The sequence below is a fragment of the Pseudomonas sp. RHF3.3-3 genome (assembly GCF_048069595.1).
Lineage (GTDB): Bacteria > Pseudomonadota > Gammaproteobacteria > Pseudomonadales > Pseudomonadaceae > Aquipseudomonas > Aquipseudomonas fuscovaginae_B.
This window is the reverse complement of record NZ_CP182250.1, coordinates 1,073,229-1,097,529: the sequence shown is the minus strand read 5'-3', so window position 1 is coordinate 1,097,529 and position 24,301 is coordinate 1,073,229. Positions and strand designations below refer to the sequence as shown.

Sequence of the window (24,301 nt, the reverse complement as noted above, 5' to 3'; positions counted from 1 at the left end):
ACGGCGGCACCCGAGCGGGCGCCGCCGACAGGTACTAGTGATAACCATCCTCGTGGGTCACCTTGCCGCGGAACACGTAGTAGCTCCAGAAGGTGTAGCCCAGGATGAACGGGATGATGAACAGCGTCCCCACCAGCATGAAACCCTGGCTCTGCGGCGGCGCGGCGGCATCCCAGATCGAGATCGACGGCGGGATGATGTGCGGCCACAGGCTGATACCGAGGCCGCTGTAACCGAGGAAAATCAGCACCAGGGTCAGCAGGAACGGCGTGTAGTGCGCGTTGCGCGCCACCGCCCGGATCAGCCCGTACAGCGTGACCAACACCAGGATCGGCACCGGCAGGAACCAGAACAGGTTCGGCAGGGTGAACCAGCGCGCTGCGATCTCGGCATGGCTCAGCGGCGTCCAGATGCTGACGATACCGATCACCGCCAGCAGGACGAACGCCAGCGGCCGCGCCAGGTCGTGCATCTGCTCCTGCAGCTTGCCTTCGGTCTTCATGATCAGCCAGGTGCAGCCGAGCAAGGCATAGGCCACCACCAGCGCCACGCCGCAGAACAGCGTGAACGGGGTCAGCCAGTCCAGCGAGCCGCCGGCGAACTGCCGGTCGACCACCTTGATCCCGTCGATGAAGGCGCCCAGCGCCACACCCTGGAAGAAGGTCGCGGCGATCGAACCGCCGATGAACGCCTTGTCCCAGATATGCCGCTTGTGCTCCTTGGCCTTGAAGCGGAACTCGAACGCCACGCCGCGGAAGATCAGCCCGATCAGCATGAAGATCAGCGGCAGGTACAACGCCGACAGCACCACCGAATAGGCCAGCGGGAAGGCGCCGAACAGCGCCGCGCCACCGAGCACCAGCCAGGTTTCGTTGCCGTCCCAGACCGGCGCCACGGTGTTCATCATGACATCGCGGTCACGATCGTCCTTGATGAAGGGAAAGAGAATGCCGATGCCCAGGTCGAAACCATCCATGACCACGTACATCATGATGCCGAAGATGATGATCACGGCCCAGATCAGCGAAAGATCGATACCCATGACTCAGTTCCCCTTGTTCAGGCTGTCGCCGTGACCGTTTTCGCTGTCTTCATCGGCAGCGGAAAGCGGACGGGCCGGAGTACGTTTCTGCCCGGGACCACCGTGGCTGGTTTCCGCGCCTTCGTTGGTCTTCGGCCCCTTGCGGACCAGGCGCATCATGTAGCCCAGGCCGACACCGAACAGCGAGAAATACACCACGACGAACAGCGCCAGGGTGATGCTCATCTGCATGACGCTATGCCCGGAGGAGGCATCCGCCGTGCGCAACAGGCCATAGACCACCCACGGCTGGCGGCCGATTTCGGTGGTGAACCAGCCGGCCAGGATCGCGATCAGGCCGGACGGCCCCATCCACAAGGCCAGGTGGAGGAACGCACGGTTCTCGTACAGGCGATCACGCCTGCGCAGCCACAAGGCCCAGAGACCGGTGAAGATCATCAGCAGACCCAGGCCGACCATGACCCGGAACGACCAGAACACGACGGTCGAGTTCGGCCGGTCCTCGGGCGGGAACTCCTTGAGCGCCGGCACCTGCTTGTCCAGGGTGTGTGTCAGGATCATGCTGCCCAGGTAGGGAATCTCCAGGGCGAAGCGGGTCTTCTCGGCCTTCATGTCCGGCCAGCCGAACAGGATCAGCGGGGTCGGCTCGTCGCCGACGTTTTCCCAGTGGCCCTCGATCGCGGCGATTTTCACCGGCTGGTGCTTGAGGGTGTTGAGGCCGTGGAAGTCGCCGATCACCGCCTGGATCGGCGCGACGATCAGCGCCATCCACATGGCCATCGACAGCATTGTCCGGATCGCCGGATTGTCACGGCCACGCAACAGGTGCCAGGCCGCCGAGGAGCCGACGAAGAACGCCGTCGCGACGAACGCGGCGGTGGCCATGTGCATCAGCCGATAGGGGAACGACGGGTTGAACACCACCGCCAGCCAGTCCACCGGAATGACCCGGCCATCGACGATTTCATAGCCCTGGGGCGTCTGCATCCAGCTGTTGGACGAGAGAATCCAGAAGGTCGAGATCAGCGTACCGATCGCCACCATCACCGTGGAAAAGAAGTGCAGCCCGCGGCCGACCTTGTTCCAGCCGAACAGCATCACGCCAAGAAAACCGGCTTCGAGGAAGAAGGCGGTGAGCACCTCGTAGGTCAGCAACGGCCCGGTAATCGAACCGGCGAAGTCCGAGAAACGGCTCCAGTTGGTGCCGAACTGATAGGCCATGACCAGCCCGGAGACCACCCCCATGCCGAAGTTGACGGCAAAGATCTTCGACCAGAAATGGTAAAGGTCGCGGTAGGTGTCGTTGCGCGTCTTCAGCCACAGCCCTTCGAGCACCGCCAGGTAACTCGCCAGGCCGATGGTGATGGCCGGGAACAGGATGTGGAAGGAAACGGTGAATGCGAACTGGATTCGGGCGAGATCTAGTGCCTCTAAGCCGAACATAAGCTTTCCTCTGTCAGGTAATACCGGCTGTCGACCCACAGGCCCAGCCACTGCCCCCACGAATATGGAGTGCGGCGAATTTGGCTTCGTTCTCTTTTTTTCAACCCATCGCAACGCAGGGAGTCGGACCCTGATCACCGCCCAAAAGGCAATTGATCTGGATCAACCAACGTTGAAAGAGTAGTCCCATTACGACGAACGGGTGGAGTGGCCGGTTGCCGCGCGACAGGTTGTCTCAGGAGCAGAGGACAACTGATCCGCAAAAATTCGCCGCAGGAAAAGGCCGGACAGACAATAGATGAATAGCTCAGTAACCTTTTGTTACATCGCAATGATAATCTTCACCTTTCATCCCGCTCAGGCGAGCCCTCCCGATGCCCACCGAGACACCCTTGCTGCTGCGTCATCACCGCCCCTTCCTCGCGTTCTGGCTGGCCCGCATCTTCACCGCCAGCGGTTTCCAGATGCTCACCGTGGCCATCGGCTGGAACCTTTATCAACTGACCGGCAACGTGCTCGACCTGGGGCTGGTCGGGCTGGTGGAGTTCGCGCCACGGGTGCTGTTCATGCTGCACACCGGACATGTCGCGGACCGCTACGACCGGCGCAAGGTCGCCGCCCTGTGCCAGACGGTACAGGCACTGATCGCCCTGAGCCTGGTGATCGGCAGCCTGACCCACCAGGTCAGCCGCGAGATGATCTTCATCCTCGCGTTCCTGCTCGGCGGCGCCCGCTCCTTCGAAATGCCCACCACCCAGGCGCTGCTGCCGTCCATCGTGCCGGCGACGCTGTTCCCTCGCGCCGTGGCGGCCGCCCAGTCGGCGCAGCAACTGGCGACCATCGTCGCGCCGGCCATCGGCGGCCTGCTGTATGCGTTCGGCAGTGTCTGGGTCTATGGGCCGACGGTGGCGTTGTATGGGGTCTCCTGCCTGCTGATGCTCAACCTCCCGGCGCGCCAGACGCCGCTGAACAAGGCCAAGGCCACCCTCGACTCGCTGCTGGCGGGCATCCGCTTCATCCGCAGCCGTCCGGACATTCTCGGCGCCATCTCCCTGGATCTGTTCGCGGTGCTGCTGGGCGGCGCGACCGCACTGTTGCCGGTGTTCGCCAAGGACATCCTGCTGACCGGCGCGTGGGGCCTGGGCCTGCTGCGCTCGGCACCGGCGGTCGGTGCGCTGCTGATGTCGCTGTGGCTGGCGCGCTTCCCGGTGGAGCGCAAGGTCGGCCGGGTAATGTTCACCGCCGTCGGCGTGTTCGGCGTCGCCACCATCGCCTTCGGCCTGTCGACCTCGTTCTGGTTCTCCCTGGCCGTGCTGGTGGTGCTGGGCGCCGCGGACATGATCAGCATGGTGATCCGCGCCTCGTTCGTGCAACTGGAAACCCCGGACGAGATGCGCGGCCGGGTCAGCGCCGTGAACGGCCTGTTCATCGGCGCCTCCAATCAGTTGGGCGAATTCGAGTCGGGGCTGACCGCCCACTGGTTCGGCACCGTACCCGCCGTGGTGCTGGGCGGGGTCGGTACCCTGCTGGTGACCGGCACCTGGATGAAACTGTTCCCGACCCTGGCCAACCGCGACCGCATGCACGAGCGCCAGGCCGAAACCGCCTGAAGCCCAGGCGGCGGGAGACGGCGATCAGTTGATGTCGATGGTCGCCGTCATCGTCTGCACCGGCATCGTCAGCGAACGGTCGCTGAAGCTGAAGGTGCCCTGCTGCAGGTCCCCCAGGTCGTAGATGTAGCTGTAGCCGACCACCGCGCCACCACTGCACGGCACGAACGGTTTGTTGAACTCGCACAGGGAGTTGCGCTGGCTGTAGTTGATCGGGGTGCCATTGAACGTGGCCCCGGGCGCCCGGCCATAGCCGAGTTCCACCACCGTCACCGTGATGTTCGGCCCACGATGGGCATTCTGCGTGCGCCGGCGTCCGTCAGAAACATCCTCGATGATTCCCTGCGACGCCACTGTGTAGATAGCCACGCCTTTCAAGGCCGCCGCCGGCGCCGCCTGCAACGGCCCGATGGCCGCCAGCGAGAGTAGGCCGGCGCAGAGCAGCCGGCCCATGGCACGGCAATTGCTGACTGATTTCATACTTCCTCCCTCTTTCCGTGCCGAGAGTATGCCTCAGCGCGCGGTTTTCGGAGTAGTTCGTGCACAGTCGCGGCGAAATGGGCGGCCAAACAGCCGTCCCTATTGCACCGTCCGGCTGGTATGATGCGCGGTTTTTCCCACAGCCAAGTTTCATCAGGCCATCAGCGTCTGTGCTTTGCTGTTGGGACCGATTCATTCGAGGCGCCGAAAGCGCCATTGGGGAGCAGAGATGCTGGAAAGGCTGTTTCAACTCAAGGCACACAATACCAATGTGCGCACCGAGATTCTCGCGGGCGTCACGACCTTCCTGGCCATGGCCTACATCCTGTTCGTCAACCCGAGCATTCTCGGCGAAACCGGCATGGACAAGGGCGCGGTGTTCGTCGCGACCTGCCTGGCCGCCGCCATCGGCTCGACCGTGATGGGCCTGATCGCCAACTACCCGATCGCCCTGGCGCCGGGCATGGGCCTGAACGCCTTCTTCACCTACACCGTGGTCCTGCACATGGGCCACACCTGGCAAGTGGCGCTGGGCGCGGTGTTCATCTCGGCGGTGTGCTTCTTCCTGCTGTCGATCTTCCGCATCCGCGAATGGATCATCAACAGCATCCCGCTGCCACTGCGCTCGGCGATCGCCGCCGGTATCGGCCTGTTCCTGGCGCTGATCGCCCTGCACAACGCCGGCATCGTGGTCGGCAACCCGGCGACCATGGTCGGCCTCGGCGACCTCAAGCAGCCGGCACCGATCCTCGCCACGCTCGGCTTTGCCGTGATCGTCGCGCTGGACGCAATGAAAGTCCGTGGCGCCGTATTGATCGGCATCCTCGGGGTCACCGCCGTGTCGATCCTGATGGGCTTCAGCCCGTTCGCCGGCATCACCTCGGCGCCGCCGTCGCTGGCGCCGACCTTCATGCAACTGGACATCAAGGGCGCCCTGGACATCGGCCTGGTCAGCGTGATCTTCGCCTTCCTGTTCGTCGACCTGTTCGACAACTCCGGAACCCTGATCGGCGTCGCCAAGCGCGCCGGACTGATGGGCAAGGATGGCCACATGCCGAAAATGGGCCGTGCGCTGATCGCCGACAGCACCGCCGCCATGGCCGGCTCGCTGCTGGGCACCTCGACCACCACCAGCTACATCGAGTCGGCCGCGGGTGTCAGCGCCGGCGGCCGCACCGGCCTGACCGCCATCGTGGTCGCCATCCTGTTCCTGCTGGCGCTGTTCTTCTCGCCGCTGGCCGGTAGCGTGCCGGCCTTCGCCACCGCGCCGGCACTGCTGTTCGTCGCGGTACTGATGACCTCGGGCCTGGCGGAAATCAACTGGGAAGACATCACCGAGGCCGCGCCCGTGGTGGTCACCGCCCTGGCCATGCCCTTCACCTATTCGATCGCCAACGGCATCGCCTTCGGCTTCATCGCCTGGACCGCGGTCAAGCTGCTGTCCGGCCGTGGCCGCGAGCTGAACCCGGCCCTGGTGATCCTGTCGATTCTGTTCGTGATCAAGTTGGGTTGGTTCAACGCATGACTTTCGATTCCTTGACCTACACCGCCCAGCTCAACGACAAGGTCGCGCGCCTGCGCGACCTGCTGGCGCCGTTCGATGCCCCCGAGCCGCAAGTCTTCGACTCGCCGCAGCAACACTTCCGCCTGCGCGCCGAGTTCCGCCTGTGGCGCGAAGCCGGCGAGCGTCATTACGCGATGTTCGCCCAGGACGACAAGCGCACGCCGATCCTGATCGAAGAATTCCCGATCGCCAGCCTGCGCATCAACGAACTGATGCCCCGGCTCAAGGCGGCCTGGCAGGCCAGCGCCGCGCTGAGCCACAAGCTGTTCCAGGTGGAATTCCTGACCACCCTGGCCGGCGACGCGATGATCACCCTGTGCTACCACCGCCCGCTGGACGAACACTGGCAGAGCGCCGCCGAACAATTGGCGGCCGATCTCGGCGTCAGCATCATCGGCCGCTCCAAGGGCAAGCGCGTGGTGATCGGCCACGACTACGTGGTGGAGAAGTTCGAGATCGCCGGGCGCCGCTTCAGTTACCGGCAACCGGAGGGGGCGTTCACCCAGCCCAATGGCACGGTGAACCAGAAGATGCTCAACTGGGCCTATGACGCCCTCGGCGAGCGCTCGGACGATCTGCTGGAACTGTACTGCGGCAACGGCAACTTCACCCTGCCGCTGGCGACCCGGGTACGCAAGGTGCTGGCCACCGAGATCAGCAAGACCTCGGTCAACGCCGCGCTGAGCAACCTCGACGAGAATGCCGTGGGCAACGTCACCCTGGTGCGCCTGTCGGCCGAGGAACTGACCGAGGCGCTGAACGAGGTGCGGCCGTTCCGCCGCCTGGCGGGTGTCGATCTGAAGAGCTACACGTTCGGCAGCGTGTTCGTCGATCCGCCCCGTGCCGGCATGGACCCGGACACCTGCGAGCTGACCCGGCGTTTCGACAACATCCTGTACATCTCCTGCAATCCGCAGACCCTGGCGGCGAACATCGCGCAGTTGCACGACACCCATCGCATCGAGCGTTGTGCATTGTTCGACCAGTTTCCCTGGACCCACCACATGGAATCCGGGGTCCTGCTGACCCGCCGCTGAAGCCGGTGAGGGCCGGCTGACGGGGTGTCAGCCGGCCTGGGTTTCATCTGACAGGGCGCTTTCGCGGGCAAGCCCGGCTCCTACAGGCCTGTGTCTTAGACAAGGAACATGTACGACGAGGGACTGCCGGGCTTGCCCGCGAAAGCAACCGACGCCGCTGCGCATACTGTCCGCATTAGGCCCGAACGAAACCGAACAACTGCGCCGCCGTATCGCACAGCAGATGCTGGCGCAACGGCGGCGCACAGGCCAGGCGGCGCAGGCGATCGAACTCGCTGGCGAAGCTCACCGCCTGTTCGTGCTGGGTATGCGGCCAGTCGCTGCCCCACAGCAGGCGGTCCGGCCCCAGGCTCTGTAGCATCAGCGACAGGGCCTTTTCCGCGAAATGCAGGTTCTGCGCCGCCGTCCCGCCCAGCCGGTAGATGCCCGATACCTTGATCCACAGGCGCCCGCTCTCGCCCAGCTCAAGCAACCGGGCGAAGGCTGGCTGTTCGACACCGAGGCGCGCATCGGGACGGCCAAAGTGGTCGACCACCACCTTGCAGCCCATCTCCAGCAAAGGCTGGACCAGACCCGGCATATCCTCAAGATGGCGATGCAACTCGACATGCCAGTCCAACTGCCGCAGGTGCCGGAAAAACGCCTGCCAGCCGGCCTCGGTGAAATCCGGTAGCGACTGCCCCATCAGGTTCAGACGGACACCCGCGACGCCAAGGGCAGCCATGCGCTGCAACTCGTCGAAGGCGATATCGCGCTCGACCACCACCACCCCGCGCAACCGTTCAGGGGCCTGTTGCAAGGCGGCCAACAGATAACTGTTATCGGTCCCGAGGAAGCTCGGCTGCACCAATACGCCGTGGCTCAGGCCGTTTTCCTCCAGCCGCGCCAGGTAGTCGGCCAGGCTGGCGTCATAATCCGGCGCGTAGCGGCGCACGGTCGCCAGGCCCAGTCCACGTTCGAAGACATGGGCGTGGGCATCGATGCCGCTGATGGGCAATGGGCAAATCTCGGACATGGAACTCATCTGTGAACTCAAGAACCCCGCCTCCACCCTGTGGGAGCCGTCTTGCTGGCGATTACGATCCATCCGGCAACATCACCGTTGTCTGACAGGTCGCTATCGCCAGCAAGCCGGCTCCTAACAGAAGCCGGTCGGGGCGGGAAGAAGGTGAAATCAATGGGACAACTGGCCCGCCCCCTTGCCGGACTCCGCCTGCGGCGTGACGTCCTGCAGATTGCGCCCACGGGTTTCCGGCAGCAGCAGCGCCGCCAGCACCGCCACGCCATAGGCGATGCCGGCATCGATGCCGATGGCCGAGCCGAGCGACATCGACTCGCTCATGTGCCCGACCATGAACGGAAACACCGCCGACAGCACCCGGCCGAAGTTGTAGCAGAAGCCGACACCGGCCCCGCGTACATCCGCCGGATACAGCTCATTGAAGAACGAGCCCAGGCTGGCCGGAATACCCGCGGCGAAGAAACCCAGGGGGAAACCGAGGAACAGCATCTGCGCGTTGCTCAACGGCAGGAACAGGTAGCACTGCACGGTGATCACGCAGCAGAAGGCGAAGAGGATGATGTTCTTGCGCCGGCCAATACGATCCAGCAGCATCCCGCTGACCACGCAGCCGAGCCAGAACGCGACGATGATCACCGCCAGGTAGCCACCGGAACTCAGTACCGAAAGATTGCGCTCGGTCTTGAGAAAGGTCGGCAGCCAGGTCATCACGGCGTGATAACCACCGTGGGCACCCAGGCCGAGAATACCGCCCAGCAGCGTGACCCGCAGCAGTTCGGGGCGAAAGATCGCCGCCATCGACGCCAGCAGGCTGCGCCCCTGCACCTTGGCCTGACGCTGGCTGGCGTCGGGCTCGACCACGCTGCGGCGCACATAGATCACCAGCAGCGCCGGCAACAGGCCCACCAGGAACATCACCCGCCAGGCCATGGCCTCCGGCACGAAGGTGTAGACCAGGGTGAACACCCCGACCGCCGCGCCCCAGCCAACCGCCCAGGCACTCTGCACCGCACCCATCACCTTGCCGCGATAACGCGACTGGATGGTCTCGGCCATCAGCACCGCGCCCGCCGCCCACTCGCCACCGATACCGAAGCCCTGCAGCGCCTTGACGATCAGCAACTGGTTGAAGCCGGTGACGAAGGCCGAGAGGAAGGTGAACAGCGAGAACCAGAGGATCATCCACTGCAGGGTCCGCACCCGGCCATACCGGTCGGACAGGGTGCCCCCCAGCCAGCCGCCGATGGCCGAGCTGACCAGCGTCACGCCGCTGATCATCCCGGCCTCGCCCTTGCTCAGGGCGAAGGCGGCGATCAGCGCGGGAATCGCCAGGCCGAACATTTGCACTTCCAGTGCATCCAGGGACCAACCGCCAAAGCAGGCCCAGAACGTCTTGCGCTCCCTCGAAGTGATATCGCGGTACCAACTGAACATGATTTTCTTATCCTTGTAGACCAACAGGGAGCCCAGGCAGGGCTCAGCGAATCTCGACGCTGTAGCGGAAGTGGCTGGCATGGCCACGGGAACGGCGCCATTCCAGCGGCTGGCCGGCGTAGTCGCGCGCCAGTCGCTCGATCACCACCACCGGGCTGTCAGGCTCGATCTGCAACAGCCGGGCATGCACTTCGCCGACGGCTTCGGCGGTCAGGCTCTCCTCGGCGCAGGCGACGACCTGGCCGCAAAGCGCTTCGTAGATCGGATAGAGCAGCGGACCCTGCTGGTCGAGGTCGACCGTCAGCAGCGCCTGGAAGGGCGCCTTGGGCAACCAGATTTCCTCGGCCAGCACCGGTGTGCCTTCGAGCAGACGCAGGCGGACCAGGCGAATCACCTCGGCCTCGGGTGGCAGCCCCAGGGCCTGGCTGACGGCCGAAGGCGCGGGCAGCGAATCGATGGTGAGAATCCGGCTTTGCGGCAGTTGGCGTTCGCCGGCCAGGTTCTGGAAGCGGAAGAAGCGGAACAGCGAAGACTGGAACTGCGGCCGGCGGATGAAAGTGCCACGCCCCTGGTGGCGTTCGAGCACGCCCTCTTCCACCAGCTTGTCGACGGCCTTGCGCACGGTGCCGATGGACAGTTGGTATTCACCGGCCAGCACGGCCTCGGTGGGGATCGCCTCGCCCGGGCGCCAGCGGTTGTTGGCGATCTGCCGGGCCAGTTCGTCGCGCAGGCGCTGATAGAGCGGGAGACGTTCGTCGCTGGAGAGTGAATTCATTTTTGTAGTTATCCAGTCATCTATATGAATTTTTGCCGAGTATTCTCCCTGGATGAAAAGGCGTCAAGTGCGTCGTTGCAAAGGTTAAAGGCCCGCAGCCGCTGTGCCCCCACTACTGTCCGCTGATCGAACAGAAAAAAGTGACGGCTATCCATGCCTTGTCTTGTTCATTTGACTGGATTAACTGGTTAGTACATTTTACCTCCTCAGACCCGATCACCTTGCGGTCCAAGCCAAAAACAACAATTGGAGACTTGCCCATGCCCCCTATCGTGCTGGTGCTCAACGGCCCCAACCTGAACCTGCTGGGAACCCGCGAGCCGGCGACCTACGGCCATGAAACCCTGGCGGACCTTTCCGCCCTGTGCGGACGCACGGCAGCCGAACTGGGCCTGACCGTGGAATTCCGCCAGACCAATCACGAGGGCGAGCTGCTCGACTGGATCCACGGGGCCCGCGGCCGCTGCGCCGGCATCATCATCAACCCGGCCGCCTGGACCCACACCTCGGTGGCGATCCGCGATGCGCTGGTGGCCAGTGAGCTGCCGGTGATCGAAGTGCACCTGTCCAACGTCCACGCCCGCGAACCGTTCCGTCATCATTCCTTCGTCTCCTCCATCGCCAAGGCGGTGATGTGCGGCTTCGGCAGCCAGGGCTACCGCCTGGCGCTCGACTATTTCAGCCAGACGCTCAAGGGGGCGCAGCCATGAGCCCGACTACCCACAAGGGCATACTGGCGGGCCTGATCGGCGCCGGCATCCAGGCCTCGCGTACCCCCGCCATGCACGAGCGCGAGGGCGATGCCCAGGGCATCCGCTACCTGTACCGGCTGATCGATCTGGACCTGCTGCAACTGGACGTCAACGCCCTGCCCGAGCTGCTGCAGGCCGCCGAGCGCATGGCCTTCACCGGCCTGAACATCACCTTCCCCTGCAAGCAGGCGATCATCCCGCTGCTCGACGAACTGTCCCCCGAGGCCCGGGGTATCGGCGCGGTGAACACGGTGGTGTTCAAGGACGGCAAGCGGGTCGGCCACAACACCGACTGCCTGGGTTTCGCCGAAGGTTTTCGTCGGGGACTGCAAGGCGTCGCCGTAGACCGCGTGGTCCAGATGGGAGCCGGGGGGGCCGGCGCGGCGGTTGCCCACGCCCTGCTCGACGAAGGTGTGAAACAGTTGACGATCTTCGACGTGGACGCCGAACGGGCCCGCAGCCTGGCGGACAACCTCAACCAGCATTTCGGCGCCGGCCGGGCCCGGGCCGGCAGCGACCTGCCGACGGCCATGGCAACCGCCGACGGCCTGGTCAACACCACGCCGATGGGCATGGCCAAGCTGCCCGGCATGCCGGTGCCCCGGGAACTGCTGCGAGCCGAACTGTGGGTCGCGGAAATCGTCTACTTCCCGCTGGAAACCGAACTGCTGCGCAATGCCCGGGCCCTGGGCTGCCGCACCCTGGATGGCGGGACCATGGCGGTGTTCCAGGCGGTCAAGGCGTTCGAACTGTTCAGCGGCGTGACAGCGGATTCGCAGCGGATGCTGGGGCATTTCCAGAGCTTATAAGGCTCGTTTCAGTGAGCCTTAAGTTGCTTAAAGCGTATTAAAACGCGCCTTACTGTGGAATCATTGGGAAATAAGACATGCTATAGTGAGCCTTATCCAATATAAGGCTCACTATGGCGAGTATTATGAAGGCGTTCTTTCCTGTCGGTTGCAGCGACACCCTCAGTAAAATCGGGCTTCTGATAAAGGCCAGGCGCCTCGACCTGGGCCTGCGCCAGTCAGACTTCAGGTCCAGCCTCGGCATCTCCGAACACACCCTGCGCAAGATCGAAAATGGTTCGGAACGGGTGGAGCTGCGCTCCTTCATGCTGGTGCTCTGGCGGCTGGGCATCGACGAGATGATTTTCGGCGCACTGGACGGTGTAGAGCAGTCCTCGCAAATCACCAAGCACCTGACTCATAAAGAGGACGCTCGCGCGAGCCTCTCTTCAAAACGAGTTCGCCTGCGCAAACCCAGGATGGAGGACTTCTGATGTCTCGCGCCTACATCTACATGGAGCATCCGCAGACAGGCGAAACCATCACCCTCGGCCGGCTGACCCTGCAAGGCAAGGTCGGCGAGTTCCTGTATGCCCCCGACTACGTGTCCAGTAACGGCTGGGGCCCCGACCCGATCCACTATCCACTGCGCGCCGAAGCCTATTCCGGCATCACCAAGAATCGCGGTATTCCGGGCTTCATCAACGACGCCATGCCGGACGGCTGGGGGTAACGCCTGCTCCATCGAGTGTACGGCCAGGACCTGCAGGAGCTGTTCAAACGCATGTGCTATAACGCCCTGGTCGGCAACAGCGATGATCATCCGCGCAATCACGCGATTATCTGGACGGGGGGCCAGTGGCGCCTCTCTCCGATGTACGACGTACTGCCGATCCTCGATGAAGGCCCGGCCCAGGCACTGGCCATGGCCGTGGGACGTGAAGGCACCCGGATCAGCCGTAACAACCTGCTCAGCCATCATGAACACTTCGCACTGTCCCGCGAACAGGCCGAACAGATGCTGGATGAAGTGATCAGTTGGGAACAGGAACTCAAGGACTACTACGGGCAATGGCTCAATGGCGCAGAGTTGCAAATGGCGCAGGAGGCGACCAGCGCTGCACGGATGCGCTAGTGGCCTGTGTGGCTAATTCGCACACTCAAATTAACCGTACAGGCCACTAGAAGATGATGCTCAGGGTTGACGGCAATCGCGCTTAACAGACAAGTGCGGGGCAGGTTCAAGACGAACCTGCTGCAAGCCCTTGTCGCCCTGAAAGATGAAGTACTTGCTGCGACAGTCCCGGAACATCGGCGAGTAGCCTTCGGCGCGCAGGGCCTGCCCTTCGATGGTCTTGGTCACCGTGTTGTTGCGACTGACCACGGCCAGCACCTGAGCGTAGCTGTCGCCCATCTGCACGCCCGGCTCGACGGTCGCCGAAGGCGACGGCGGCGAAGCGCAGCCGACCAGGCCCATCGCGCCAAGGACCGCCATTGCCAGCCAGCCGAACGAGCCGCGTGCGTGGGATCGCCAAAAATCCGAGGACAGAATCCTGAACTGAGGGCCGAAAAGCATTTCTCATCCTTGTGAATGAAATGTCCGATGGCCAGCAGTGTAACCAGAACCCGGGCAGGAAGGTGCAGTGACGAATCGTCAAACTGTGAGACAGCCCTCAGAAAGCGCCAGCCCTGCCCGGCAAGACCCTCAGGCCTGCAGATAGCGCAACACCGCCTCGCAGATCATCTCCCGGTGCCGCACCTTGACCTCTTCGTTCGGCAGGTCGATCGGAAACAGCGCGCCGAGGGTATGGCGGTTGGATACGCGGTAGAAACAGAACGAGCTGACCAGGATATGCACGTCCAGCGGGTCCAGGCCACGGCGGAACACCCCCGACTGTGCGCCACGCTCGAGGATCTCGCCCAGCGCCGTGAGGATGGTGACGTTCAGCGAACGAATCGCCCCCGACTGCTTGACGTACTCGCCCTTGTGGATGTTCTCGATGCTGACGATACGGACGAAATCGACGTTGCGGTCGTGGTGATCGAAGGTGAACTCGACCATCCGCCGGATCGCTTCGCGCGGCTCCAGTTCTGTCAGGTTCAGGCGGCTTTCGGTGCTGCGGATGTCACCGTAGAGTTTTTCCAGCACCTCGACATAGAGCTGTTCCTTGCTGCCGAAGTAGTAATAGATCATCCGTTTCGAGGTGTGGGTGCGCTCGGCGATCGCGTCGACGCGCGCACCGGCCAGGCCCTGCTGGACGAACTCGACGATGGCTTCCTGGAGGATGTTCTCGCGGGTCTTCTCGGGATTGTTCTTGCGACTCTTGCGCGGCACGACGACGGAGGCGTCAGCCGTGGCGGATAGTTCTGAAGTCATGGTCACTCTGGCTCACGGCCATCTCGGCGGATGGAGGCGATTATGGGCCGCGTGCCACCGAGAAGGAAGCAGGGAGACCCGCCAATTCACCTCCCTGCTTCAGCCAGCGCTACAACCGGGCCTGGCGGGTCCCGCCGCTGCGGGATTTGGCCATCGCCGCCAGACGCACCGCGACGTTCGCCGCGCCGTAGCCGGCATAACCGTTGCGGCGCTGCAGGATCTCGAAGAAGAACCGCCCCTCGAACGGCTCGGTATACACGTGGAACAACTCGCCGCCCTGGGCATCGCGGTCATACAGCACGTTGTAGTAGGCCAGTTCGCTGAGGAACTCGTCGTCGAAATCGAAACGCGCCGCCAGGTCGTCGTAGTAGTTGAGCGGGATATCCAGCAGCGGTACCCCGGCCTCCTTGGCCCGGCGGACTTCGGCGAAGATGTCCTCGCAATCGAAGGCGATATGGTGCACACCGGAGCCGCGATAACTCGACAGCGCGTGGGAAATCGCCGTGTTGCGGTTTTCGGAGATGTTCAGCGGCAGGCGGATCGAACTGCAGCGGCTGCGCAGCGCCCGGCTCTTGACCAGGCCGTAGGGGTCGGGCAGCACCACTTCGTCGTCGGCCTCGAAATCCAGCAGGCTCTTGTAGAACAGCACCCAACTGTCGAGGCTGTCGGCCGGCAGCGCCATGGCCATGTGGTCGATGCGCTTGAGGCCGGCCTGCGACGGTGCGACGGGCAGCAGGTGGAAGTCGGTTTCGTAGAGTTTCTGCCCGGCCGTATCCTGGTCGGCCAGGTAGATCAGGCTGCCATCCGGCGCGCGCACCGCAGCCAGTTCCAGCTCGTTGGGGCCGACCAGGCCGCGATAGGGCTGGCCCTTGTAGGCCACCGCCCGGGCCAGGGCACTGGCGCTGTCCTTGACCCGGATCGCCGTGGCGCACAACGACGGCCCATGGGCCTCGAAAAAGCTGTGGGCAAACGAATAGGGTTCGGAGTTGAGGATCAGGTTGATATCGCCCTGGCGCAGCAGGCTGACGCTTTTCGAGCGATGCTGCCCGGCCTTGCTGAAGCCCAGGCGCTCCAGCCAGTGGGTCAGTTTGGCGCCGAGGCTTTCGTCCACGGCGAACTCGAGGAACTCGATACCGTCGTTCTCACTGACCGGCGGCGGCGCGAACAGCGTGTCGAGATGGGCCACCGGCGCGGCCTCCCGGGCCAACCGCTCGCGGGTTTTCTCTTCCAGATAGAGCAACGAGCGCAGGCCATCGGCGGCATTGGCCCGCGGCGGCGCGGCGCGGAAACCGTCGTTGAAGATTTCCAGGGAAAGCGGGCCGGTGTAACCGCTCTGGATGATCGGCGCGAGGAACCCCGGCAGGTCGAATTCGCCCTGCCCCGGGAAGCAGCGGAAATGCCGGCTCCACTCCAGCACATCCATCGCCAGGATCGGCGCGTCGGCCATCTGCACGAAGAAGATCTTGTCGCCGGGAATCTGCGCGATGGCGCTCGGGTCGCCCTTGAGCGACAGGGTGTGGAAGCTGTCGAGCAGTACCCCCAGGCTGGGGTGATCGGCCTGACGGACGATGTCCCAGACCTGCTGGTAGGTGTTGACGTGCCGGCCCCAGGCCAGGGCCTCATAGCCGATGCGCAGGCCACGGGCACCGGCGCGCTCGGCGAGCAGGTGCAGGTCATCGACCAGGATCTGCCGCTCGCCCAGGCTGTCGGCCGAGGCGTTGCTGCAGACCAGCACCAGGTCGGTACCCAGTTCCTGCATCAGGTCGAACTTGCGCTCGGCCCGCTCCAGGTTGCGCGCCAGGCGGTCGCGGCGGCATCCTTCGAAATCGCGGAACGGCTGGAAGAGGGTGATGGCGATGCCCAGGTCCGCGCACCGCTGGCGGATTTCCCGCGGGCTGCCGTCGTAGTACAGCAGATCGTTTTCGAAGATTTCCACGCCATCGAAGCCGGCGGCGGCAATGGCATCGAGTTTTTCCGGCAGGGTGCCGCTCAGGGACACGGTGGCTATGGAACGCTGCATGAATCGACTCCCGGCAGTGGGCTTCTTATTGTGGACACGGACCGAAACCGAGGATTGTCGAACCTCGGGAAGTGACCGGATTATTGATGCAGCACGCCACCACTTCAATCAAAGTGTACGAACTGGTTAGTTTTGTGTGCGATTATCGACCACAATGGTCCGCAGCGAATTGACGGTCTTTTGCCCGCTGCGCACCATCATCCGGGCCAAGGCAGTGCTTCAAACGTTCCGCAAACCCAGCCAGACAATTCCAAAAAAAACGGGTAATCGCTCATGCTTTCATCCTCACAAAGCTCCCCTGTGACCCAGGGCAGCACCCGCGGCGGCATCGCCGCCAAACTTCGCGGCGCCATGGCCGTCGGCTCGACCCGCTGGGGCATGCTGGCCCTGGTGTTCTTCGCCACCACCCTGAACTACATCGACCGGGCCGCCCTGGGCGTCATGCAGCCCATCCTCGCCAAGGAGATGAGCTGGACGGCGATGGACTACGCCAACATCAACTTCTGGTTCCAGGTCGGCTATGCCGTCGGCTTCGTCCTGCAGGGCCGACTGATCGACCGGCTCGGCGTGAAGCGGGTGTTCTTCTGCGCCGTACTGCTGTGGAGCCTGGCCACCGGTGCCCACGGCCTGGCGACCTCGGCCGCGGGCTTCATGATCTGCCGCTTCATCCTCGGCCTGACCGAGGCCGCCAACTACCCGGCCTGCGTGAAGACCACCCGGCTGTGGTTCCCCGCCGGCGAGCGGGCGGTGGCCACCGGCATCTTCAACGCCGGGACCAACGTCGGGGCGATGTTCACCCCGATGCTGCTGCCGATCGTCCTGCAGGTCTGGGGCTGGCAGGCCGCCTTCCTGTGCATGGCCGCGCTGGGTGCCGTCTGGCTGCTGTTCTGGGGCCTGAAGTACTTCAACCCCGAAGACCACCCGTCGGTGAAAGCCTCGGAACTGGCGTACATCCAGAAGGAAGCCGAGCCGGAACAACCCGGCGTGCCGTTCTCGCGGATCCTGCGCATGCGCGGCACCTGGGCCTTCGCCCTCGCCTACTCGCTGACCGCACCGGTGTTCTGGTTCTACCTGTACTGGCTGCCGCCGTTCCTCAACCAGCAATACAACCTGGGCATCAGCGTGACGCAGATGGGTATCCCGCTGATCATCATCTACCTGACCGCCGACTTCGGCAGTGTCGGCGGCGGCATCCTGTCGTCGTTCCTGATCGGTCGCGGGATGGACCCGATCCGCGCCCGGCTGCTGTCGATGCTGCTGTTCGCCTGCTGCATCATCGGCGTGGTGCTGGCGGCCGGTTCCAGTCACCTGTGGGTGGCGGTGGGGGCGATCTCCCTGGCCATCGGCGCGCACCAGGCCTGGACCGCGAACATCTGGAGCCTGGTGATGGACTACACGCCCAAGCACATGATGAGCACGGTGTTCGGCTTTGGCGGCATGTGTGCGGCGCTCGGCGGGATGTTCATGACCCAGTTGGTGGGCTACATCCTGACCACCACGAACAACAACTATGCGGTGTTGTTCACGCTGATTCCGGCCATGTACTTCCTGGCGCTGACCTGGATGTACTTCATGGCCCCGCGCAAGATTCCGAAGCTGGACGACTGATCGCGTCGTAACAGAGGGTTATGGGTAGGGCTTGCCGGCCTATTCGCGGGCAAGCCCTGCTCCTACAGTGTGGATGTGGATGTAAATATCGCATGCGCCACAAAACCTGCGGGAGACGGCCGGGCGGCCGTCTCCCGAAGTCTTGTCAGAAGTCGAAGAACACCGTCTCGCCTTCACCCTGGATACGGATATCGAACCGGTAGGCCGTGCGTCCATTCACTTCGCAGCGCTGGGCAACCAGGGTCTCGCGACGCTGCGGCTGCTCGATCAGGTTGAGCACCGGGCATTTGCCGTTGGCCTCGGCCTCATCGGAGAAATACAGGCGGGTCTGCAGGTGGATGTTGATCCCCCGGGCAAACAGCGAGACGTTGATATGCGGCGCCATCGGTACACCGGCGGCGTTGTTCACCACGCCCGGCTTGATGGTTTCCAGGGTCCACTCCCCGGCATCGAAGGTGGTCGCGGTGCGGCCAAAGCTGTTGAAGGCCTTCTCCGAGTCGAAGTCGCTGTCGTAGACGCCCTCATGGTTGGCCTGCCAGAACTCCAGGAAGGAGTCGCGCACCAGATGGCCGTTGCCGTCATAGACGTTGCCGAACACCAGGATATGCTCGCCCGGCGCCTCGGGCTTGGCCATGCGGTTCCAGATTTCCTCGGGACGGGGCGGGTTGCCGGCAGCGGCCAGCGCCAGGCCGATGTGCACGTAGGGACCGGCGGTCTGGGACGGGGTTTCCATGAGCAGTTGAACAGGCATGGTCGGTCTCCTCAGCAGTTTTCGAAGTGGGTCTTGCGCTGGCCGCGCAGCACGATGTCGAAGCGATAGGCCAGGCAATCCATCGGATTGGCATTGCCCATGTCCAGGCGGGCGATCAGGCTCTGCACCGCCTCGGGGTTGGCGATCGACTTGACGATCGGGCACATCGGGATCAGCGGGTCGCCTTCGAAATACAGCTGGGTGATCAGGCGCGTGGCGATCGACGGGCCGCTGATCGACACATGGATATGCGCCGGGCGCCAGTCGTTCGGGCCATTGCGCCAGGGGTACGGCCCGGGCTTGATAGTGCGGAAGCTGTAGTTGCCATCACGGTCGGTGAGCGCCCGGCCGACACCGCCGAAGTTCGGGTCCAGGGGCGCCAGGTAGCGGTCGTTCTTGTGGCGGTAGCGACCGCCGGCGTTGGCCTGCCAGATTTCTACCAGGGTATGGGGAATTGGCTTGCCGTACTGGTCGCAGACCCGCCCGGCGAGGACGATGCGCTCGCCCACCGGCAGGCCGCCGTTGTTGAAGTTGAGCAGCAGGTCGTTATCGAAACGGCCGAACTTCAGATGGGAAAAGTCCGGGCCGGTGCTTTCGCTGATCGACTGCGGAATGCTCACCAGCGCCTGGCGCGGGGAACGGGCGATGGAAGTCTTGTAGTCCGGGGTCAGGGCCTTGGGGTGCCAGTTACGGTCACGAATGACAAAACGACTGCTGTCTGCTTCAGACATGTCGGTCTCCTGTTGTTTTTATCGGGAAAGGTAGCTGCACGCTACACACTGCAAATCACGCGGTTGCAGCGTGCCCCAAGAGGAAACCGCTGAAAATTGAAAAGCCGGGCCCAACTCATAACCAAATGGTTATGGATAATGCCCTTCGCGATAGGCCTGCCCCACCTCCCGCAGCACCTCCACAGCCCATTGCGCGGCCAACGCCAGCGGCAGGCTGGCGTTGCTGGAAATACCCACCGAACCACCCGGCTCACGCTGCCCGAGGTCGATCTCGCGCAAATCGCCCCGCGCCAGGTCCAGGCGCACCGCATCCAGTGGCGCCAGCCAGAGTGCCGCGCTGGACAGCACATAGCGCCGGCTCAACGCCACCGAGAGGGTTTCCAGGCGCTGCCGCGAGGGGTTGAGACCACACTGCACGAACAGGCTGTCGGCGAACTTGCGGATGGTGGTGCCCGCCAGCGGCAGCACCAGCGGATAGTTTTCCACAGCCGCACGATCCAGCACGCCCTGCAACAGTGGATGATCGGGACGGGCCACCAGGGTCATGGATTCGCTGTACAGGTGCTCGAAGGTCAGCCCCTGGATCTGCGGGCTATCGGTCATCCGCCCGACCACCAGGTCGACATCGCCGACCCGCAACTGCGAGAGCAGATAGGCGCTCGGTCCGGTGACCACACTGACCACCAGCGCGGGATGGCGCTCGTGCAGGCGCCGCACCACTTCCGGGATCAGCAGGCTTTCCACGGTCGACAGCACCCCGAGCCGCACCACGCCGGCGGCATACTCGCCTTCGCGCAAGACCTGCACGCCCTCGCGCAAGGTCTGCACCGACGGCCCGGCATAACGCAAAAAGGCCACCCCGGCCTCGGTCAGGCTGATACCGCTCTTGCTGCGCACGAACAGGCGGGTCTCCAGCAGTTCCTCCAGCTCCTTGAGGGTCTTCGACATCGCCGGCTGGCTGACCGCCATGACATCCGCCGCCCGTGCCAGGCTGCCCTGGCGGGCCATTTCGAGAAAGCACACGAGGTGACGGAATTTGATGCGACTATCGATGTTCACGGGACGGCGGGCTCCGGCTACGGATCGGGACAGCGGCAATTGTGTCTGATATTCGGCGCGGGTGGCGGTTTCTGAACTCAATTGGCAATCCAGTGCCTGACGACCGGACTGGCGGTGAAGCGTCACGGCAACGACACTCAAAGGCACAACGACGGGAGGATTCCCACATGCTCTGGAAAAAAGGACGGCGCAGCGACAACGTGGTGGATGCTCGCGACGATAGCAATGCCGGTGGCGGCGGCCTGCGTTTCGGCGGCGGCAAGGGCTTGAGCCTGACGGCGGTGGTCCTGATCGTCGGTATCGGCCTGTTGACCGGCCAGGACCCGATGCAGATCCTCGGACAGCTCAGTGGCCAGCTGGGCCAGCAGGCTTCGGTACCCACCACCACGCAGACGCGCCAGGCGCCGGCGGCCAATGACGAACAGGCGGACTTCGTCCGGGCGGTTCTGGGCGACACCGAGGACACCTGGGGCCAGATCTTCCAGCAGGCGGGGCGCCAGTACCGCGACCCGACGCTGGTGCTGTTCCGCGGCCGGGTCAACTCGGCCTGCGGCCTGGCGTCGTCGGCCACCGGACCGTTCTACTGCCCGGCGGACCAGCGGGTCTACCTGGACCTGGATTTCTTCCGCGAAATGTCCCAGCGCTTCAAGGCCGCCGGCGATTTTGCCCAGGCCTACGTGATCGCCCACGAAGTCGGCCATCACGTGCAGACACTGCTCGGTGTGTCGGCGAAGATCCAGGCGGCGCGCCAGCAGGGTCGGCGGATGGAGGGCGACGGCGGCCTGCTGGTGCGCCAGGAACTGCAGGCCGACTGCCTGGCCGGGGTCTGGGCCTGGCATGCCCAGCAGCGCCTGCACTGGCTGGAGCCCGGCGACGTGGAAGAAGCCTTGAATGCCGCCAATGCAATCGGTGATGATCGCCTGCAGCAACAGGGTCAGGGCCGCGTAGTCCCCGACTCGTTCACCCACGGCACCTCCGCACAGCGGGTGGGCTGGTTCAAGGTCGGCTTCGCCCAGGGGCAACTCAGTCAATGCGATACCTTTGCCGCAAAGAGTTTGTGAATGAACGAGGCAGTGGCTGGCTGACCGGAGTGTTTCGCCAGTTGGCTGCCCGCTCGTCCGGTCGGGCGCCATCGCCCGCAAGCCGGCTCCTGCAGGGAGCGCTGTTGCTGGGGCTGTGTGTCAGCGCGGGAGCGGCGGAGCATGGCGTCAGGGAGGTCAGCCCCGATCACCTGAAACTGTCGGGCGGCGAATTGAGCGTCGGCCTCAACCGCGACTGGAAGGGGCCGATGCCGGATGTGCAGCGGGTGCTGATCATCGTCCACGGCCGCCTGCGCAACGCCATGACCTATCTGCAGAGCGCCGAAACGGCCGCGGACCAGGCGGACCAGGCGCGCAACACGCTGATCATCGCGCCGCAGTTTCTCAACGAGAGCGATGTGCGGCGCAATCACCTGCCCGACCGTCTGTTGCGCTGGCACGACAATGACTGGATGGCTGGTGAGCCCGCCACCGGGCCCGCTGCCATGAGCTCCTATGCCGCGCTGGATGAAGTCCTGGAGCGCCTGGGCAATCGCAAGAAATTCCCGGCACTGCGCGAGGTGGTGATTGCCGGGCACTCCGGCGGTGGGCAGGTGGTCCAGCGTTATGCACTGGTCGGGCACGGCGACGCACAGTTGGCCGGCAGCGGTATCCGGCTGCGTTATGTGGTCGCCAATCCGTCGTCCTACGCCTATTTCAGTGCACAACGGCCGGCGAAAGGTTTCGACCCGGCGGGCTGCCCGGGCTTCAACGACTGGAAGTATGGCCTGCAGAACCTGCCGGCTTACGTCACCGGGCAATCACCGGCCCAACTGGAACAGGCCTACGTACAGCGTGATGTCACCTACCTGCTCGGGCAGAAAGACATCAACCCGAACCATCCGGCGCTGGACAGGAGCTGTGCGGCCGAGGCCCAGGGTGCGTATCGGCTGGTGCGCGGGCACAACTACTTTGCCTATCTGCAGCAGCGGCATCCGCAGGGGTTGGCTCAGAAGCTGGTGGAAGTGCCGGGGGTGGGGCATGACGGCAGCCGGATGTTCACTTCACCACAGGGGCAGGAAGCCTTGTTCCCGCGCTGAGCCTCGTGGCAATCGCTACGACCGGCCAATCATCCGCTGCAACACCGCACAATCCTCGGCATGCCAGTCGGCCAGCTCCGGCCAGGGATTGTCCGGCAGGTTCACCAGCACCGTCCGGGTCCCCGCCGCCCGCCCGCAATCGAGGTCGAAGCGGTAGTCGCCGACCATCACCATCTCGCCCGGCGCCACGTCCCAGGCCTCGGCCAGTTTCAGCAGACCGCCCGGGTGCGGCTTGGGTGGCGCGTCGTCGCGGCCCAGCACATCCTCCATGGCGAAGCAGTCGGCCAGGCCGATCGCTTCCAGGGTGACATGGGCCAGCTCGCGGGCATTGCGCGTCAGGATGCCCAGGCGATAGCCGCGCCCGGCCAGTTCGCGCACCAGTTCCACCGCCCCCACCGCCGGCCTGGACCCCAGCGCCAGGTCACGCTCATGCTCCAGCAGCCAGGCATGCTTGGCCGCCGCCTCGTCGGCCGGCAGCGCCGCCAGGTGGGTGAGAATGTCGTCTTGCGGCGGAATCGACAGGGCCACGCGAATCGCCGCGAAATCATGCACGGCGACGGTCAGGGTGCCGTCCATGTCGAACACCCAGTGACGTACATCGGCCAGGCTCATGCCCAGTCCTTGCGGTGACGGATCAGGCCTTCCTGGGTCACCGACGCCACCAGCACACCGGCGCGGTTGTACACGCTGCCACGGGAGAAACCGCGGGAGTTGCCGGCCCAGGGGCTGTCCATCGCGTACAGCAGCCAGTCATCGGCGCGCAGGTCGGAGTGGAACCACAGCGCGTGGTCCAGGCTGGCGACCTGCATGTCCTTCTGCCACACCGACTTGCCATGGGGCAGCATCGAGGTGGTCAGCAGGCCGAAGTCCGAGGCGTAGGCCAGCAGGTACTTGTGCAGCGCCGGAATATCGGCCAGGGCGCCGTCGGCGCGGAACCAGACATACTTGATCGGATCGGCCGGCTGCGGGTTGTAGGGGTCCTTCTCGGTCACTGGGCGCACTTCGATCGGTTTGGGGCACAACAGCTTGTCGCGCATGTGCTCGGGGATCAGGTGGGCGCGCTGGCGGGTGATTTCCAGCTCCGACGGCAGGTTCTCCGGCCCCACCACCTGCGGCATGCTGCTCTGGTGCTCGAAGCCTTTTTCGTCGTACTGGAACGACGCGCTGCAGGTGAAGATCGGGTGGCCCTTCTGGATCGCGGTCACGCGCCGGGTGCTGAAGCTGCCGCCGTCGCGCACGCGGTCGACCGAATACACCACCGGCAGCGCCGCATCGCCGGGGCGCAGGAAGTAGCCGTGCAGCGAATGTACGTGCCGCGCGTCCTCGACGGTCTGGCTCGCCGCCGACAGGGATTGGCCCAGCACCTGGCCACCAAACAGCTGGCGAAAGCCGAGGTCCTGGCTACGCCCGCGAAAGAGGTTTTCCTCGATAGATTCCAGGGTCAGCAAGTCGACCAGGTCTTCCAGCACGTGGCTCATCAAAACGCTCCTCACACAGGGCAATGCCGCCCAGCCTTGGCTGCGGCGGTCGAGGTCATTCGCTGTTCGACGACAGCGCTCATGCCGCAAATGATACAGCGTTTGCAGCCCCCAGGCCCTAGTGGCCCGTGTAGCTAATTCGCATGCTCGACTCCGAGCCCATGGCTTCGCCAGACAGCGTTGCCATTCCTCGCCGTAGCCCTGCTACGACT

The 24,301-nt window shown here is 64.3% G+C and carries 25 protein-coding genes; 11 read left to right on the top strand and 14 right to left on the bottom strand.

Annotation, left to right across the window (positions count from 1 at the left end; all coding sequences use genetic code 11):
* Positions 1-34: 34 nt before the first annotated feature.
* Together cydB and ACMGT0_RS04925 are read right to left on the bottom strand one after the other, a co-directional pair.
* Positions 35-1,042 (bottom strand): cytochrome d ubiquinol oxidase subunit II, encoded by a 1,008-nt coding sequence (cydB, locus tag ACMGT0_RS04930; protein WP_054059075.1) that lies wholly within the window; start codon positions 1,040-1,042, stop codon positions 35-37.
* A gap of 3 nt (positions 1,043-1,045) precedes the next feature.
* Positions 1,046-2,485, bottom strand: coding sequence for a cytochrome ubiquinol oxidase subunit I (locus tag ACMGT0_RS04925; protein ID WP_054063762.1), 1,440 nt, complete (start codon positions 2,483-2,485; stop codon positions 1,046-1,048).
* A gap of 374 nt (positions 2,486-2,859) precedes the next feature.
* On the opposite strand from ACMGT0_RS04925, the gene ACMGT0_RS04920 reads away from it, so the two are divergent.
* On the top strand, positions 2,860-4,095 hold the full coding sequence (locus ACMGT0_RS04920; RefSeq protein ID WP_273824721.1) for an MFS transporter: 1,236 nt from the start codon (positions 2,860-2,862) through the stop codon (positions 4,093-4,095).
* Between the two features lie 24 nt (positions 4,096-4,119).
* Here ACMGT0_RS04920 and ACMGT0_RS04915 read toward each other — a convergent pair whose 3' ends face one another.
* A complete protein-coding gene (locus ACMGT0_RS04915) occupies positions 4,120-4,575 on the bottom strand; it encodes a DUF4879 domain-containing protein (RefSeq protein ID WP_239688001.1) in 456 nt (151 codons plus the stop codon).
* Positions 4,576-4,804: 229 nt separating this feature from the next.
* Between ACMGT0_RS04915 and ACMGT0_RS04910 the strand changes: the two genes are divergently transcribed.
* Complete coding sequence (locus ACMGT0_RS04910) at positions 4,805-6,100, top strand: NCS2 family permease (RefSeq protein ID WP_054059079.1); 1,296 nt, start codon at positions 4,805-4,807, stop codon at positions 6,098-6,100.
* Positions 6,097-7,176 carry a tRNA (uridine(54)-C5)-methyltransferase TrmA gene (gene trmA / locus ACMGT0_RS04905; RefSeq protein WP_416771695.1) on the top strand — a complete coding sequence of 360 codons (1,080 nt, stop codon included), beginning with the start codon at positions 6,097-6,099 and terminating at the stop codon, positions 7,174-7,176. The genes ACMGT0_RS04910 and trmA overlap by 4 nt, the downstream gene beginning before the upstream one ends.
* A 175-nt stretch (positions 7,177-7,351) precedes the next feature.
* Here the strand turns inward: trmA and ACMGT0_RS04900 are convergent, their stop codons facing one another.
* From ACMGT0_RS04900 to ACMGT0_RS04890, 3 genes are all read right to left on the bottom strand, one after another.
* Entirely contained in the window at positions 7,352-8,191 is an 840-nt protein-coding gene (locus tag ACMGT0_RS04900; RefSeq protein WP_273824716.1) for an amidohydrolase family protein, read from the bottom strand.
* A 159-nt stretch (positions 8,192-8,350) separates the two neighbouring features.
* Positions 8,351-9,631 (bottom strand): MFS transporter, encoded by a 1,281-nt coding sequence (locus tag ACMGT0_RS04895; RefSeq protein WP_416771693.1) that lies wholly within the window; start codon positions 9,629-9,631, stop codon positions 8,351-8,353.
* 43 nt (positions 9,632-9,674) lie between these two features.
* Positions 9,675-10,406 (bottom strand): GntR family transcriptional regulator, encoded by a 732-nt coding sequence (locus tag ACMGT0_RS04890; protein ID WP_054063758.1) that lies wholly within the window; start codon positions 10,404-10,406, stop codon positions 9,675-9,677.
* 260 nt (positions 10,407-10,666) lie between these two features.
* On the opposite strand from ACMGT0_RS04890, the gene aroQ reads away from it, so the two are divergent.
* The 5 genes from aroQ (at position 10,667) to ACMGT0_RS04865 (ending at position 13,081) form a co-directional block, all read left to right on the top strand.
* Entirely contained in the window at positions 10,667-11,116 is a 450-nt protein-coding gene (aroQ, locus tag ACMGT0_RS04885; protein ID WP_054063757.1) for a type II 3-dehydroquinate dehydratase, read from the top strand.
* Positions 11,113-11,967 (top strand): shikimate dehydrogenase, encoded by an 855-nt coding sequence (locus tag ACMGT0_RS04880; RefSeq protein ID WP_416771691.1) that lies wholly within the window; start codon positions 11,113-11,115, stop codon positions 11,965-11,967. The genes aroQ and ACMGT0_RS04880 overlap by 4 nt, the downstream gene beginning before the upstream one ends.
* A 125-nt stretch (positions 11,968-12,092) precedes the next feature.
* The gene (locus tag ACMGT0_RS04875; RefSeq protein ID WP_416771689.1) at positions 12,093-12,440 is read left to right on the top strand and encodes a transcriptional regulator; all 348 of its coding nucleotides are present in this window, start codon (positions 12,093-12,095) and stop codon (positions 12,438-12,440) included.
* Complete coding sequence (locus ACMGT0_RS04870) at positions 12,440-12,679, top strand: HipA N-terminal domain-containing protein (RefSeq protein ID WP_416771687.1); 240 nt, start codon at positions 12,440-12,442, stop codon at positions 12,677-12,679. The genes ACMGT0_RS04875 and ACMGT0_RS04870 overlap by 1 nt, the downstream gene beginning before the upstream one ends.
* A gap of 15 nt (positions 12,680-12,694) precedes the next feature.
* On the top strand, positions 12,695-13,081 hold the full coding sequence (locus ACMGT0_RS04865) for a HipA domain-containing protein (protein ID WP_054059087.1): 387 nt from the start codon (positions 12,695-12,697) through the stop codon (positions 13,079-13,081).
* A gap of 60 nt (positions 13,082-13,141) precedes the next feature.
* Here the strand turns inward: ACMGT0_RS04865 and ACMGT0_RS04860 are convergent, their stop codons facing one another.
* From ACMGT0_RS04860 to quiC, 3 genes are all read right to left on the bottom strand, one after another.
* The gene (locus ACMGT0_RS04860; RefSeq protein ID WP_054059098.1) at positions 13,142-13,441 is read right to left on the bottom strand and encodes a hypothetical protein; all 300 of its coding nucleotides are present in this window, start codon (positions 13,439-13,441) and stop codon (positions 13,142-13,144) included.
* 210 nt (positions 13,442-13,651) lie between these two features.
* Positions 13,652-14,329 carry a TetR/AcrR family transcriptional regulator gene (locus ACMGT0_RS04855; protein WP_416771686.1) on the bottom strand — a complete coding sequence of 226 codons (678 nt, stop codon included), beginning with the start codon at positions 14,327-14,329 and terminating at the stop codon, positions 13,652-13,654.
* A gap of 103 nt (positions 14,330-14,432) precedes the next feature.
* Positions 14,433-16,343: a 3-dehydroshikimate dehydratase QuiC gene (gene quiC, locus ACMGT0_RS04850; RefSeq protein ID WP_416771685.1), complete on the bottom strand. Its 1,911-nt coding sequence runs from the start codon at positions 16,341-16,343 to the stop codon at positions 14,433-14,435.
* 273 nt (positions 16,344-16,616) lie between these two features.
* On the opposite strand from quiC, the gene ACMGT0_RS04845 reads away from it, so the two are divergent.
* Positions 16,617-17,951 carry an MFS transporter gene (locus ACMGT0_RS04845; RefSeq protein ID WP_054059090.1) on the top strand — a complete coding sequence of 445 codons (1,335 nt, stop codon included), beginning with the start codon at positions 16,617-16,619 and terminating at the stop codon, positions 17,949-17,951.
* 145 nt (positions 17,952-18,096) lie between these two features.
* On the opposite strand, the gene pcaG is transcribed toward ACMGT0_RS04845, so the two are convergent.
* From pcaG to pcaQ, 3 genes are all read right to left on the bottom strand, one after another.
* Complete coding sequence (gene pcaG, locus ACMGT0_RS04840) at positions 18,097-18,702, bottom strand: protocatechuate 3,4-dioxygenase subunit alpha (protein WP_054059091.1); 606 nt, start codon at positions 18,700-18,702, stop codon at positions 18,097-18,099.
* 11 nt (positions 18,703-18,713) lie between these two features.
* Positions 18,714-19,433 carry a protocatechuate 3,4-dioxygenase subunit beta gene (pcaH, locus tag ACMGT0_RS04835; RefSeq protein WP_054059092.1) on the bottom strand — a complete coding sequence of 240 codons (720 nt, stop codon included), beginning with the start codon at positions 19,431-19,433 and terminating at the stop codon, positions 18,714-18,716.
* A gap of 129 nt (positions 19,434-19,562) precedes the next feature.
* On the bottom strand, positions 19,563-20,492 hold the full coding sequence (gene pcaQ / locus ACMGT0_RS04830) for a pca operon transcription factor PcaQ (RefSeq protein WP_273824701.1): 930 nt from the start codon (positions 20,490-20,492) through the stop codon (positions 19,563-19,565).
* A gap of 167 nt (positions 20,493-20,659) precedes the next feature.
* On the opposite strand from pcaQ, the gene ACMGT0_RS04825 reads away from it, so the two are divergent.
* Together ACMGT0_RS04825 and ACMGT0_RS04820 are read left to right on the top strand one after the other, a co-directional pair.
* Positions 20,660-21,553 (top strand): neutral zinc metallopeptidase, encoded by an 894-nt coding sequence (locus tag ACMGT0_RS04825; protein ID WP_416771682.1) that lies wholly within the window; start codon positions 20,660-20,662, stop codon positions 21,551-21,553.
* A gap of 101 nt (positions 21,554-21,654) precedes the next feature.
* Positions 21,655-22,611 (top strand): alpha/beta hydrolase, encoded by a 957-nt coding sequence (locus tag ACMGT0_RS04820; protein WP_416773416.1) that lies wholly within the window; start codon positions 21,655-21,657, stop codon positions 22,609-22,611.
* Between the two features lie 15 nt (positions 22,612-22,626).
* On the opposite strand, the gene ACMGT0_RS04815 is transcribed toward ACMGT0_RS04820, so the two are convergent.
* On the bottom strand, positions 22,627-23,223 hold the full coding sequence (locus tag ACMGT0_RS04815; RefSeq protein WP_416771680.1) for an HAD family hydrolase: 597 nt from the start codon (positions 23,221-23,223) through the stop codon (positions 22,627-22,629).
* Complete coding sequence (gene tesB, locus ACMGT0_RS04810; RefSeq protein WP_054058689.1) at positions 23,220-24,089, bottom strand: acyl-CoA thioesterase II; 870 nt, start codon at positions 24,087-24,089, stop codon at positions 23,220-23,222. Before tesB ends, ACMGT0_RS04815 begins: the two co-directional genes overlap by 4 nt.
* Positions 24,090-24,301 lie beyond the last annotated feature (212 nt).